Source organism: Shewanella sp. DW31 (genome assembly GCF_015767295.1).
GTDB lineage: Bacteria > Pseudomonadota > Gammaproteobacteria > Enterobacterales > Shewanellaceae > Shewanella > Shewanella oncorhynchi.
The window spans coordinates 48,060-61,635 of the sequence record NZ_JADWMP020000030.1; the positions used below are offsets into that span (position 1 = coordinate 48,060).

At 44.8% G+C, this 13,576-nt stretch carries 11 protein-coding genes and 1 pseudogene; 9 read left to right on the forward strand and 3 right to left on the reverse strand.

The window, feature by feature from the left end; translation table 11 throughout:
• Positions 1-2 precede the first annotated feature (2 nt).
• Positions 3-413 (reverse strand): hypothetical protein, encoded by a 411-nt coding sequence (locus GWI56_RS19725; protein WP_198573856.1) that lies wholly within the window; start codon positions 411-413, stop codon positions 3-5.
• 498 nt (positions 414-911) lie between these two features.
• Between GWI56_RS19725 and fccA the strand changes: the two genes are divergently transcribed.
• The 4 genes from fccA to GWI56_RS19745 all read left to right on the forward strand — a co-directional run bounded on the left by fccA (position 912) and on the right by GWI56_RS19745 (position 5,097).
• Positions 912-2,705 (forward strand): fumarate reductase flavoprotein subunit FccA, encoded by a 1,794-nt coding sequence (fccA, locus tag GWI56_RS19730; protein WP_198573857.1) that lies wholly within the window; start codon positions 912-914, stop codon positions 2,703-2,705.
• A 257-nt stretch (positions 2,706-2,962) separates the two neighbouring features.
• Positions 2,963-3,952 carry a 2-hydroxyacid dehydrogenase gene (locus GWI56_RS19735; protein ID WP_198573858.1) on the forward strand — a complete coding sequence of 330 codons (990 nt, stop codon included), beginning with the start codon at positions 2,963-2,965 and terminating at the stop codon, positions 3,950-3,952.
• Positions 3,953-4,020: 68 nt separating this feature from the next.
• On the forward strand, positions 4,021-4,758 hold the full coding sequence (locus GWI56_RS19740; protein WP_198573859.1) for a dienelactone hydrolase family protein: 738 nt from the start codon (positions 4,021-4,023) through the stop codon (positions 4,756-4,758).
• A gap of 51 nt (positions 4,759-4,809) precedes the next feature.
• Positions 4,810-5,097 (forward strand): hypothetical protein, encoded by a 288-nt coding sequence (locus GWI56_RS19745; RefSeq protein ID WP_173246570.1) that lies wholly within the window; start codon positions 4,810-4,812, stop codon positions 5,095-5,097.
• Between the two features lie 118 nt (positions 5,098-5,215).
• Here the strand turns inward: GWI56_RS19745 and GWI56_RS19750 are convergent.
• Positions 5,216-5,590 (reverse strand): annotated as a pseudogene (locus GWI56_RS19750) (DUF1801 domain-containing protein).
• 324 nt (positions 5,591-5,914) lie between these two features.
• On the opposite strand from GWI56_RS19750, the gene GWI56_RS19755 reads away from it, so the two are divergent.
• The 3 genes from GWI56_RS19755 to GWI56_RS19765 all read left to right on the forward strand — a co-directional run bounded on the left by GWI56_RS19755 (position 5,915) and on the right by GWI56_RS19765 (position 10,198).
• Positions 5,915-8,629 carry a TonB-dependent receptor gene (locus GWI56_RS19755; RefSeq protein ID WP_198573860.1) on the forward strand — a complete coding sequence of 905 codons (2,715 nt, stop codon included), beginning with the start codon at positions 5,915-5,917 and terminating at the stop codon, positions 8,627-8,629.
• Between the two features lie 136 nt (positions 8,630-8,765).
• Complete coding sequence (locus GWI56_RS19760) at positions 8,766-9,431, forward strand: peptidase (RefSeq protein WP_198573863.1); 666 nt, start codon at positions 8,766-8,768, stop codon at positions 9,429-9,431.
• Entirely contained in the window at positions 9,428-10,198 is a 771-nt protein-coding gene (locus GWI56_RS19765) for a PepSY domain-containing protein (RefSeq protein WP_198573861.1), read from the forward strand. The genes GWI56_RS19760 and GWI56_RS19765 overlap by 4 nt, the downstream gene beginning before the upstream one ends.
• A gap of 148 nt (positions 10,199-10,346) precedes the next feature.
• Here the strand turns inward: GWI56_RS19765 and GWI56_RS19770 are convergent, their stop codons facing one another.
• The gene (locus GWI56_RS19770) at positions 10,347-10,892 is read right to left on the reverse strand and encodes a mechanosensitive ion channel family protein (protein WP_106651494.1); all 546 of its coding nucleotides are present in this window, start codon (positions 10,890-10,892) and stop codon (positions 10,347-10,349) included.
• A 106-nt stretch (positions 10,893-10,998) separates the two neighbouring features.
• On the opposite strand from GWI56_RS19770, the gene GWI56_RS19775 reads away from it, so the two are divergent.
• Entirely contained in the window at positions 10,999-11,742 is a 744-nt protein-coding gene (locus tag GWI56_RS19775; RefSeq protein WP_113939824.1) for a spermidine synthase, read from the forward strand.
• A gap of 89 nt (positions 11,743-11,831) precedes the next feature.
• Entirely contained in the window at positions 11,832-13,367 is a 1,536-nt protein-coding gene (locus tag GWI56_RS19780; RefSeq protein ID WP_198573862.1) for a leucyl aminopeptidase, read from the forward strand.
• The last annotated feature ends 209 nt before the right edge of the window (positions 13,368-13,576 follow it).

Here is a 13,576-nt window from a genome sequence, read left to right on the forward strand (position 1 = left end):
AATTAGCCCTTAATTTCTTTTTTCGAGTCAATTTGCCGACGATGCACAATAGAATAATGCCTGAGCCCTGCAGGACCATGGGACACGATCACTGACAAAAAAAGTATCACGATTAACAGCTCAGGTTTGTAATGAGCCAGCGGCACAAACAGGCCAAGCAAGCCTATTTTTACTAAAGTTAACACTCCCTTAAGCTGGATCAGCCAGCGCCAATCCCTTACGATTTCCCATAACATTAATATGCTGCCCGTCGTCATCGCGAGATACCAATAACTCAACCATTGCACTTTATTTACATCTAATAAAATGCCACCACCAACACCAACGATCCCTAAAATATGTAATGATCTTAAACTGGTTTTACTCAAACGTTGAAACCAAAAACGTTTTTCAGATATGCCTTGTTTGTGCATTACAACCCCTTAAGAATCAATTGCGTAACATTTAATTAAAATGATAATATAATTTTATACAATAAAGGCTTTTGAAATAACATTATTTATAGAATATATAAAAATAAATAAGCCATCTCCTCAATATACAAGATTAAATTATAATATCTATAAAATACAAATAGATAAAACACACCACCAAAGCCATAATTTATGCCATTTTTATTTTACAATGTTAAAATCAATCCATTCAATATGTTAACTCACGCATGTTATACCGTATTGAAGCAGTGATTAGTCTCAACTTCATTAATATTTCCCATCCGATTGCACATTTTAAATATGTTATTTTCGCTGTAACAAAGGTTATGTGATCTGAACACACATATACCTCTTTAGATAGTGCTAAATTTGCAAATGGAGAATGCTCTAACAGTGCGTGAGCTGCGTAAAAAATAAATATCACGCCACGATGAATAACCCTTATTAAGTAGATGAATGTACGGCGGAGGAACTATCATGTTCACAAGAAAGATTCAAAAAACAGCACTAGCCATGCTGATCTCTGGCGCTATGGCAGGTACTGCCTATGCAGCACCAGAAGTGCTAGCCGATTTTCATGGTGAAATGGGTAGCTGCGACAGCTGCCACGTATCAGACAAAGGTGGCGTCACCAACGACAACCTTACCCATGAAAATGCTCAGTGTGTTAGCTGCCACGGTGATTTAAAAGAACTGGCCGCCGCTGCACCTAAAGATAAAGTATCACCCCATAAATCTCACCTAATTGGCGAAATTGCTTGTACTAGCTGCCATAAAGGTCATGAAAAATCAGTCACCTATTGCGATGCTTGTCACAGCTTCGGCTTCGATATGCCTTACGGCGGCAAGTGGGAACGTAAGTTTGTGCCTGTTGATGCAGACAAAGCAGCTCAAGATAAAGCCATTGCCGCTGGCGTAAAAGAAACCACTGATGTCGTGATCATTGGTTCAGGTGGTGCAGGTCTTGCAGCAGCCGTTTCAGCCCGTGATGCAGGCGCTAAAGTTATCCTGTTTGAAAAAGAACCTATCCCAGGCGGAAACACTAAACTTGCTGCTGGCGGAATGAACGCTGCTGAAACTAAGCCACAGGCTAAACTAGGTATCGCAGACAAGAAACAAATCATGATCGACGACACCATGAAAGGTGGTCGCAATATTAACGATCCTGAACTGGTCAAAACCTTAGCCAACAACTCATCTGACTCTATCGATTGGTTAACCTCTATGGGTGCCGATATGACTGACGTAGGTCGTATGGGTGGCGCAAGTGTTAACCGTAGCCACCGTCCAACAGGTGGTGCTGGTGTGGGTGCACACGTAGCACAAGTTCTATGGGACAACGCGGTGAAACGTGGTGCTGACATTCGCTTAAACAGCCGTGTCGTGCGTATTCTTGAAGATGCAAGCGGTAAAATTACCGGCGTATTAGTGAAGGGTGAATACACAGGTTACTACGTAGTTAAAGCCGATGCTGTCGTCATCGCGGCGGGTGGTTTTGCTAAAAATAATGACCGTGTCGCTAAGTACGATCCAAAACTGAAAGGCTTTAAAGCAACTAACCACCCAGGTGCTACAGGTGATGGCTTAGATGTGGCACAACAAGCTGGCGCGGCAACTCGTGACTTAGAGTTTATTCAAGCTCACCCAACTTATTCACCTGCTGGTGGTGTAATGATCACCGAAGCGGTACGTGGTAACGGTGCGATCGTGGTTAACCGTGAAGGTAACCGCTTTATGAACGAAATCACCACCCGTGACAAAGCGTCTGCCGCGATTCTGCAACAAAAAGGCGAAAGTGCTTATTTGGTATTCGATGACTCTATCCGTAAGAGCTTAAAAGCCATCGAAGGCTATGTGCACCTTAACATTGTTAAAGAAGGCAAAACAATTGAAGATCTGGCTAAACAGTTAGATATTCCAGCGGCCGAACTCGCTAAAACAGTGAAAGCTTATAATGGCTTTGTTAAATCAGGTAAAGATGCTCAATTTGAACGTCCTGATTTACCACGTGAATTAGTTGTTGCACCTTTCTACGCTCTCGAAATCGCGCCAGCAGTTCACCACACTATGGGTGGTGTTGTGATCGATACTAAAGCCGAAGTGAAGAGTGAAAAAACAGGCAAACCTATTGATGGTTTATATGCAGCAGGTGAAGTCACAGGTGGCGTTCACGGTGCTAACCGCTTAGGTGGTAATGCTATCTCCGATATCGTTACTTATGGCCGTATCGCGGGTGCATCTGCAGCTAAATACGCTAAAGACAAAAAGTAAAATGCAATAACGGAGGGTTAAAGGACTAGCCCTCAGCTCATATAGTACGACTTTCAATATGAGAGCTCTAGCTTGAACACTTCAAGTAAAAGCAGTCAATCAATAAGCGAGCCGTCAGGGGCTCGCTTTTTTATTCCCAATTGATGATAAAGCTCACTCTTTTAAAGGGGAATTTTCTAAGGCTAAGGACAAAAAGCCCTAACTCACTTACACTCTTTGCCAGATAATTACATCAGCAAACCCGTTAGGTGACTGAAATGAGAATTGGATTTTTTAGCGCGAAACATTACGACATGCAGCACTTTAACCGCACAAATGCTGCGTTTAGTGCACAAATTGAGTACTTCGATTATCGCCTCTGCATGCAAACAGTGAAGCTTGCCGAAGGTTTTGAAATTGTCTGCGCCTTCGTCAACGATTCACTCTGTGAAGAAGTTCTGGTCGAACTCGCTAAGGGTGGCACAAAAATTATCGCCATGCGCTGCGCTGGATTTAACAACGTCGATTTAGTTGCCGCTAAACGCTTAGGCATGCAAGTCGTTAACGTACCAGCTTATTCTCCTGAATCCGTGGCCGAACATACAGTCGCACTGATGTTGACACTGAATCGAAAAATCCACAAAGCTTACCAACGCACCCGCGATGCCAACTTCTCCCTCGAAGGCTTAGTCGGCTTTAACATGTTCGGCAAAACCGTCGGCGTGATTGGTACAGGTAAAATCGGCGTAGCAACCATCAAGGTATTACTCGGTTTTGGCTGTAAAGTCATTGCCTTCGATCCCTTTATCAATCCGGCTGTCATCGCGCTGAATGTTGAATATCAAGATCTCAACTCTATTTATGCCAACAGCGATATCATCAGCTTGCATTGCCCGTTGACCGCAGATAACCGTCATTTACTCAACCAAGCCAGCTTCGCCAAGATGAAACCCGGTGTCATGGTGATCAACACCAGCCGCGGTGGTTTACTCAATGCTTTCGACGCAATGGAAGCATTAAAACTGGGGCAAATCGGCTCACTTGGGCTCGATGTATACGAAAACGAAAAGGGCCTGTTCTTCGAAGACAAATCGAATGAAATTATTCAAGACGATGTATTCCGTCGTTTATCAGCCTGCCATAACGTGATTTTCACGGGTCACCAAGCCTTCCTCACCGAAGAAGCACTAGGCGCCATTGCCAAAACGACCTTGAGTAATATAAAAGCACTATGTGCCGGTGAACTCTCAGGTAACGAATTGTTTTAACTGACAGATAAAATCCTGACTGCTAAAGTGAGGCTTCAACGTTTGAAGCCTCATAGAGGAATATAAATATGTTAGTGACTCAGGAAATTCAGGATATCTCCACACCTTCAGGGCTAATGCGCACCTATATCTATCGCCCAGAAGCACAGGGAATATTCCCAAGTATCATCTTTTATTCCGAGATATTTCAGCAAACTGCGCCCATCGCCCGCACCGCCACTATTCTTGCTGGCCACGGTTTTGTGGTGTTAGTACCCGAAGTGTTCCATGAACTGAATCCTTTAGGCACAGTGCTGGCCTATGATGAATCAGGTAAAGATAAAGGTAACGCCGATAAATTTGCCAAACCCCTAGAACACCACGATAGCGATACCCAAGCACTGATCGACTTTGCCACTCAACAAACTTACTGCAATGGCAAAGTTGGCTCTATGGGCGTGTGTATCGGCGGCCACTTAGCCTACCGCGCCGCACTCAATCCCGCTATTTTAGGTGCATTTTGCCTCTATCCAACCGACATTCATTCCAACACCCTACCCTGCGCTTACGGCAATGACTCATTGAGCCGCAGCGGTGATATTCAGGGGGAATTAGTATTAGTGTTCGGCAAGCAAGATCCCCATGTATCCGCGGAAGGTCGAATTCTAATTCACCAGCAATTAATGGCGCTCAACCGTAACTTCACTTGGCTTGAAGTCAACGCCCAACACGCCTTTATGCGTGATGAAGGCGAACGCTATGATCCCGCACTCGCACTGCAAATGTACCTGCAAGCGGTAGCTTTTTTTCAAAGAATACTGCACTAGTTTATAAATTAAACATACAAAATATTAAATACTTAAGGAAAGAGTAAAAAAATGAAACCCTATAAAAATTTATCCTCAAAAAACTTAGCATTACTATTAATGATTACCCGAGTAACAACCGTTGTTTCGTTATTAGCCGTCGTGCTTTCATTAATTGGCCTAGCGAGTCAGTTTTGGATGACACGTGGATTTAGCCTTAACTTTTGGTCAACAGTGGGCATAGCTACTCTTATCCCCTCTCTACAAGTGCTTTTGGGCTCTGGTATCATCGCTGCTATCATTGCATTTGAAGAATCCTACCGCCAAAAGTCTGAAGCCTTTATCGCCTCGTTAAAATAGCGTTCAGTAATTATCTAAAATACACCTAATGATCTAAGTTCAGAATTGTTCGAATCAAGTGAATCACTAAAACTAACATTATAGTTTTAGTGATTCATCATCTTTTTATTTAATTAAACTAAGCGCCTAGTAAAGGTAGATATTTGATACTTTTGCATTCAAAGATAATTCAATACATTGGGAAATTGCGGATTCTGGCAAGGGATCATGGATATTCAACACTATGGCTCGATTCCCTTCAAACTGCAGTATGTCTGAATAGAGCTCTCGAAATGTATCAACCAGCTGAGTTTTACAATTAAAGAATAGGTAATATTGTTCGGGATATTTAGGCTTCCAGTCAAATCTCACTGTGCTCCCATTTTAAGCTCTCTTCCACCGCACCTAAATCCTGCACTTCGGCAATCGAAAAAATCAAAATTCGAATCCGCAATAGCAAGGGCGCTATATGCGCAGAATAGCCTTCAAACTTGTTCTGTACTTCCGCTTGCATGCTCTCATCCTCCAATTTATGCAATGCCGAATCATCATATCTGTAAAACAAAAAACTATGCAGCGGGCCCACATGGTTGAACTTCCAAACCCTTAGTCATTGGTGATTTATCACTTAGTGGAAATATAGAGATAGTGGAAATAAGCAGAAACAAGCGTAATTTTATTTTTCCATATCAAAAGTGTCGATTATATCAGCACTTTATTATAAACCGCGTATTAGGGGTGTGACACAGTGTCGCAGGTCGTTGAGTTTTTATTGAGATATCAGCTTAATCCTTTATAAAACATCTCATTATTTAAACAAACCTTTCATAGGCTTATTATGTCCCGCTCTGCAGTAATGACTTCAATTGCAATATCCCTAACAAGTATGGCCACTTTTTCAGGGATAGCAGCCGAAGCCGAAACTGAAGCAATGTTTCCAGCATCTGCAATTAAACCTCAATTATCGACTCCCACTGCTATCGAAAGGATTGCCATTACAGGGAGCCGAATTCAAAGGGAAGAGATGGCTTCCACAGCGCCGATGACCGTTTTTACCGCGCAAGATATCGAGAAAACCGGTGCCACCTCAGTTGAAGTATTGCTGCAAAGAATGACGGCTTCTGCGGGGTTTGCGGGTAATCAAACGAATGCCTATTGGACTGAGGGGGGCTATGGTTCAACCCAAGTTAACCTGCGCGGATTAGGGGTAAATCGCACACTCGTACTGCTCAATGGTCGACGTATGGTGAACAGTGGCACAGGGGCAAACTCCTCCGTGGATCTTAATACTATTCCCATTAGCGTGGTTGAACGAATCGAGGTATTAAAAGATGGTGCATCCGCCATTTATGGTGCAGATGCGGTTGCTGGCGTGGTCAATATCATCACTCGGCAACAAATCGAAGGGGTTGAATTTCAAGCGAGAACGGGCATAACCGAGCAAAATGATGGTGAACAGTACAAGCTCGACCTTGCCCTCGGTCATATAGGTGAGCGTGGCAGTGCATATGTGGCGATGAGTTACGATAAAACCCAAGCCGTCGATATGCTGAGTCGCGCACCTTGTCCGCTTGAGGAAGTGAATGGTGAGCTAGTGTGTGGCGGTAGCTCGGCGCTGCCGGGAGGCAGAGGCCATTTCATTGATGCAAATGGCAATCAAATCGGCAATGAATTAATGCTATTGCCAACAGGAAGTGCCCCTTACACCAGTAGCCATAAGGATAATACTTATCAGTATTTTAATGCGGTTCAACCTAACGAGCGAGTCAATCTGTTTGCCTACGGTGAATATGACTTAACGGCGAGCAGCCAAGTGTTTGCTGAGGCTATGTACACTCACCGTAGCTCACAATTACCCGCTACTCCGCAATCGGTGTCAGGTATCGTGATCCCTGCTTGGCATGAATCAAATCCGACCGATGCAGACTTCCTTCTCCAGAGTCGCAGACTGGCAGAAGCTCCCCGACAATTTAATATTCAAGCGGATACTTGGCGCTTAGTGACGGGTTTTAGAGGTGATTTAGACAACGGTTGGCAATGGGATGCTGCCGTTAACTTCGGCAGTAATCGTGGTTCCTATGAAGTGACCAATGTCATTAATAAGGTTCGTCTTGCCGACGCGACAGACTATAGCAATTGTAATCTTGATCCTAATGTACCTTGCGCAGACTTTTGGGGAGCAGGCTCACTCACACCAGCAATGCTGGACTATTTTCTGTTTAATATGCGTGATAGCGGCGGTAATGAGCAGTTTAGTCTCACAACGAATATCACGGGCGATCTATGGCAGTTACCCGCAGGCATGATGAGTTTTGCTGTAGGACTAGAGCACAGAAACGAGAAAGGATGGAATGATCCTGACCCACTTAAAATCAGTGGTGAAGCAAACACTGCCCAACAAGATCCGATTGATGGTCGTTACACTGCCGACGAAATTTATCTTGAAACCTTGTTACCTATGTTAAGCGGTCTGCCCTTTGCTAAGTCGGTCGAATTAACTGCGGCGCTGCGATATTCCTATTTTGATACCTTCGGTGGCGATACCAATTATAAAATGGGGCTACTGTGGGTCGTCAATGACGCAGTGACACTGCGAGCCACACAATCCACGGCATTCAGAGTACCGAATATTCCTGAGTTATTTGGTGGTATTGATCAAGGTTCCATGAATACCACAGATCCTTGTAGCGAGTGGGCTAAGCTCGACCCAAGCTCGAATCGATATGCTAATTGTATGGCATCAAACGTGCCAACGAATTATAAGCAAGAAGGCACAATTTTAACCGACCGTGGTGGCAATGCCGAGCTAGAACCAGAAGAGGCCAATACCTTTACTGCCGGTATTGTTTGGGATCTGGGATTTATTGAAGGGCTCAATATCACGCTCGATTACTACAAAATAGAGATTAATAACGCCATTAACTCAGTCAATGGTTCGAGCAAATTAGCCGCCTGTTACGACAGTAAAGGGATGACGCATCCTTTCTGTAGCGACGAGCACTTTGTGCGAGACGCGATGACAGGCAACATCACCTATTTACAAACACAACTGGGCAACGCCGCCAACGAAGTGGTTTCAGGTGTTGATATGGCGATGTTTTACCCAAAAGAGATGGGCAGCGTTGTGACTAATACGACTTGGGAGCTGAGCTATTTAGATCAATACGATCTACAAACCTACGCTGGCGCCCCCGTTGAATCACGAGCTGGCACCATTGGTTATGATGGTAGCTACACCAAATGGCGCTCAAACCTCTATTTTGATATCACGAATGACAATTGGCGCTTTAGCTACAACATTCAATATATCGGCGCGGCGGATGATCAATATGCCAATGCCGGAGATATAGGTGACGCCGTTGATGCGGTCACTTACCATAACGCACAGGTTCATTATCAAATGGACAGCAATATAGCCTTAACGGCAGGTATCGATAACCTGTTCGATAAACCAGCTCCATATCATCAAAGCTATACCGACGGTAATACCAACACTATGACGTACGACCTAATGGGACGTCGTTACTATGTCGGAATGAAATGGGCTCTGTAGTGCTTTGGGCTTAAGGGGTAATCCCCTTAAGCAAGCAGGCTAAATTAGTTAATAAAATAAAAGGTGAGTCATCAACTTGAAGCGGGTTAACACACTAAAACGAGTCTCATCGGCGCACTTTCTGCACCGATGGTTGATGCTATTGCTGGTACTGCCGATTGGGATCTGGTCAGTCACCGGCAGCTATTTTGTATTAATGGATCTTGGGTTTATCCGTGGCGATCATATTAAAGTTCAAGACATCCAGCATATCGATCCCAGCCAGATCCAGTACCCAATCGCAGCGGTTTATGCGCGTTTCCCTAAGGCTCAAGCAATCGCGTTAACCTCAATCACTGATACTCTCTATTACCGGATTAAACTGAACGATAAGTCCATTCTAGTGGACGCAGATTCGGGTGAATTATTGCCTTCGATAACGGAGAAACAAGCCCGAATGATAGCTTCAAACTATCAGCATAACGGATCTTTACCCTTAGAGGCTAAGCTTGTTAGTGCAACTCTGCTCACCGATATCGCCCCAGCTGAACTAGCGCCGCAATACCTACCAGTTTGGAGAATGGATTTTAACGATAGTGCAGCCACAAGCCTTTATCTGTCAGCGACAACGGGTGAGTTAGTCACGCGCAGACATGACTATTGGCGTTTATTCGATCTCTTTTGGAAATGGCACATTATGGATTACGACGAGGGTGAAGCCATCGACAATCTTCTGCTGCTGAGCACGGCTCTAATCTCTATTGTGGCTGTATTAGCTGGCTTCGTCTTACTTTGGCAGCGCAGAAGGAAGTATCTGAAATGATGCCGAAACTTAAACCTAAGCTCCAAAGTAAACACTTCAAACGCTGGGTCAAAATCGCCCACTATTGGCTCGGTGCCATAGTAAGCATTCAACTGCTACTTTGGCTTGTTACTGGGGTCTATTTCAATTTAACGCCCCATGATGAACTCAAGGGAATGGAGTACCAGCTTAGCCATAGTCCTGCACCGCAAAAGCAAGAGTTTGATCCACAAAAGCTCGTGGATATCGCTCCCTTACTGGCTAAGCATACTCAGGTAGAAAGCCTGACATTAATGGCGCTCGCGGGTAAGCCCGTTTATGTACTCGATGCAAAGGTGCAGCGCTATGCACACCAGTGCCAGCAGCAAACCTTGATTGATGCATATACGGGAAATACCTTACTCATTAATAAACAAAGCGCGCAACAACTGGCGCTTGAAAGTTATACCGGGCCAGGGAAAATTACCCAAGTTAAGCAAATATCAGCCCCCATTAGCGAGTGGCCAACCCAGTGCAATTCACTTTGGCAAATAGATATGGATGATGACCTGTCGACGCGAATTTATATCAATACAGTTAATGGCGAATTAGTTGGCCATAAAAATGACCACACAGACATCGCCGACTTGATGTTTAAATTGCACTTTATGGATTACCTCAATCAAGGTACTTTTAACAACCCCTTTAGCTGGCTGCTGGGGATACTGACCTTGTTGTTATCCCTATCTGGCCTGTATTGGGTTATTGATAATCTTGTACTCAAGCGCTATCGGTTAAGTCTGAGTTGAATGGCTAGAACGGCAAGAGCTATTTCATTCATCTCATCGTACGCCGCGATTGGTTAATAGACCCTATAAGCCTGCCAAACGACTCAGACACGCCCACGAACGCTCAGCACAGTTTGATAATCAATATAGCGCTGCGCAACTATCCAAACTACTCAGGATCAAACTTCTTTTTGCCTTCGAGTAACGCCTGACGTTCGGCTAAGGGGGTTTGATCGGCCAGCTTTAACACTGCCTTTTGCAGCATGAGGTTATTAGGATAAGTGATGGTATCGCCGTTATCGCGATGAATCAGCACATGGAATAACGCGATTTCGATGATCACGCCGCTAATATCTTCATCCTTATCGACCACCCGAATGCGCTCGCCGATACGGTAAGGAAACACGAAAAAGATCAGCACGCCAGCGGTTAAATTACTCAATATCGACCATTGAGCAACCAATGCTACGCCCATTACTGCAAAGGCGGATGACACAAATAGCGACACATCCTGATAGCCTAGTCCAAGCGAGACCGCCATCAATGACAGAGTAATAAAAAACATCACATAGGAAATAAAACGGGTCACTAAACTGGTCCGTGCAACACTCACTTGCTTCATTTGCGCGAGTTTTCTAACCCAATGGGTTAAGGCGCGCTGTAAAAAGATAAACACTGCAAGATAAATACAGGCAAGCAGGATTTGATTTGTCATAATAGCGGCTCAATTAACTAAAACTGTCTGAATTCTAACTTTTTTGCGCGAGCAGTTATAGCCCGTGCAAATAAGCCAAACAGCTAAACCGAGTAATTAATCCAATATGGCCGATTCGACCCTCTTACATGAAACCCAAGACGCACTAGGCCCGATTCGCGTAATCGATTATGACGACTCACGGATCTTGTCCTTTGGGGATAACGATGAGCAGAGTAAGATCCTCAAGGCGGCGCCCCATATTCCCCAGCACACTTATGTGCAAGCCATGTTGTTGGTTTTACTGTTTTGTAAGCCCAAGAGCGCTATTGTTTTAGGTTTAGGCGGCGGCTCAATTATTCACTCACTGCGCAATTTTGACGCGGCAATAAAGTTAACAGCGGTGGAATTACGCCCCGCGGTGATTGAGTTAGCTAAGCGCTATTTTCAGCTGCCGATAGGTAAAAAGCTCAATCTTATCAATGATGATGCAATTGCTTTTTTAGCTGCTGGCGATCATAAAAAAGTGGATGTAATTTTTGCCGATATTTATACAGCCAAAGGCGTTGAAACAGGGCAGCTTTCGCCAATATTCCTTGAGCAGTGCACTAACCTCATCAAACCCAACGGTTATTTAGTACTGAACTGCTGGAAAGAACATAGCCAAAACCGCGAGTTGTTAGCCGACTTACAACAGCACTTTGCCCATGTGAATGCTTGTCTCACTGGTGGCGGTAATTGGGTGATTTTTGCGAGCCAATCGCCACAGCTTTTAGGCACCTCGGCCCTTAAAAGTAGTGCTCAATCTTTATCGCAACAATTGGGTTTTGCCCTTGATCGATCATTGACACGCTTTGGGCCTTGGATTTAATACTAATATCAGCAAAATAGCGTAAATTAGTTAACCCTAAGGCTGAGCTTTGATATTCTTCTCACACTTCCATGATATGAGCTGTCACCATGAAAAATAATAATAAATTGATGTTAAGCGTTATGGCTCTGGCGTGCCTTAACTCTCTCAATGCTAACGCCGAAAGTTTTAGTTTTGACACTCGTAGCTCACTGAATTCAGATACATTAGTGCTATTCCAAAGTGCTGACTCCACTACCTATGGGATCGACTTTTTACCTCAGTCGACCCAAGATCAATTAAACCTAGCAACGGCGGATAATATTTTTTCCGGCAAACGGGGAGAAATCCTCGAGATTTTGGTACCCAGCGAAATTGATGCTAAACGGGTCTTACTGGTCGGCATTGGCGATGCAAAAAACTTAACGCCCGGCGACATTAATACCATCGGCGGCAATGTTGCGGCCAAACTCGATACGGTTCCCCAAGCCACAGTGCGTGTACTCACCCAAGGCTTAACTGCCGCGCCGCTATTTGCCTCTGAGCTTGCCCACGGAATTGAACTACGCAGTTATCGTTATACTCAGTTCAAAGCGAGCCCCCGTGCCGAGAAGAATTACCAAATCGCTGTCGATGATTTAAGTCGCAACCAAAAACACCATAAAAATCTGCAAGCGGTTGAAGCGGGTGTGTTTTTAGCGCGCGATCTGACAAACGCACCTGCAGACATTATGTATCCCGACAGCTTTGCTAACGAAGCCAGAAAACTTAAATCCCTCGGCGTTAAAGTCACAGTATTAGAAGCCAAAGATATCGAACGTCTACAACTGGGCGCCTTAGCTGCTGTAGGTAAAGGCAGCGAGCGCCCACCTAAGTTAGTGGTCGCCCATTGGCCTGGTAGCAAAGACGCGCCAATCGCACTGGTCGGTAAAGGCATCACCTTCGACTCGGGTGGTTACAATATTAAGGCGACAGGTACTTCAATCGCGCGGATGAAGTCAGATATGGCGGGTGCAGCCACTGTGCTTGGCACTATTAAAGCCATGGCGATTCAAAAAGCGCCAGTCAACGTAGTAGCAATTATGCCAATGGCGGAGAACATGGTATCAGGTCATGCAATGATCCCAGGTGATGTGATTAAAACCGCCCAAGGTCTCACCGTTGAAGTGCTCAACACCGACGCCGAAGGTCGCCTAGTGCTGGCTGATGGCCTCTGGTATGCCAGAGAAAATTATAAGCCATCTGTGATTATCGATGTTGCGACACTGACTGGCTCAAAAGTGAGTGCGTTAGGCAATGTTTACGCAGGCTTGTTTACCGATTCAGAGCCTTTAGTGCAGCAGCTAACTTATGCAGGTCAACAGGTTGGCGAAAAGGTCTGGCGCTTACCGTTAGATCAAGCCTATGCGGATGAGCTTAAATCCACTATCGCGGATCTCACAAACACAGGTAAAGAAGGCAGCGCGGGTGCTTCCTCTGCGGCCATGTTCTTAAAACGCTTTGCGGGCGAACAGCCTTGGGCACATATCGATATCGCGGGCAATGCCTTAACCGCCACCGATACCGCTGTTGTGCCTGCGGGGGCAACAGGTTACGGCGTGCGCTTACTCAGCACTTGGTTAACTCAACCCAAAGCACAGAACTAGAACCTAGGACCTAGAACCTAGAACCTAGAACCTAGAACCTAGAACCTCAGTATCTTGTTTTAATTGTATTTACACTTTAAGGGATATCATTGATATCCCTTTTTTATGCACGAAATTTATCTTATCTCAATCACCAAAGACCAAAGACCAAAGACCAAAGACCAAAGACCAAAGACCAAAGACCAAAGACCAAAGACCAAAGACCAAAG

Coding starts and splice junctions, on each gene's coding strand:
- GWI56_RS19725 (WP_198573856.1), bottom strand. CDS start 413: ATGCACAAACAAGGCATATCTGAAAAACGTTTTTGGTTTCAACGTTTG.
- fccA (WP_198573857.1), top strand. CDS start 912: ATGTTCACAAGAAAGATTCAAAAAACAGCACTAGCCATGCTGATCTCT.
- GWI56_RS19735 (WP_198573858.1), top strand. CDS start 2,963: ATGAGAATTGGATTTTTTAGCGCGAAACATTACGACATGCAGCACTTT.
- GWI56_RS19740 (WP_198573859.1), top strand. CDS start 4,021: ATGTTAGTGACTCAGGAAATTCAGGATATCTCCACACCTTCAGGGCTA.
- GWI56_RS19745 (WP_173246570.1), top strand. CDS start 4,810: ATGAAACCCTATAAAAATTTATCCTCAAAAAACTTAGCATTACTATTA.
- GWI56_RS19755 (WP_198573860.1), top strand. CDS start 5,915: ATGTCCCGCTCTGCAGTAATGACTTCAATTGCAATATCCCTAACAAGT.
- GWI56_RS19760 (WP_198573863.1), top strand. CDS start 8,766: ATGCTATTGCTGGTACTGCCGATTGGGATCTGGTCAGTCACCGGCAGC.
- GWI56_RS19765 (WP_198573861.1), top strand. CDS start 9,428: ATGATGCCGAAACTTAAACCTAAGCTCCAAAGTAAACACTTCAAACGC.
- GWI56_RS19770 (WP_106651494.1), bottom strand. CDS start 10,892: ATGACAAATCAAATCCTGCTTGCCTGTATTTATCTTGCAGTGTTTATC.
- GWI56_RS19775 (WP_113939824.1), top strand. CDS start 10,999: ATGGCCGATTCGACCCTCTTACATGAAACCCAAGACGCACTAGGCCCG.
- GWI56_RS19780 (WP_198573862.1), top strand. CDS start 11,832: ATGAAAAATAATAATAAATTGATGTTAAGCGTTATGGCTCTGGCGTGC.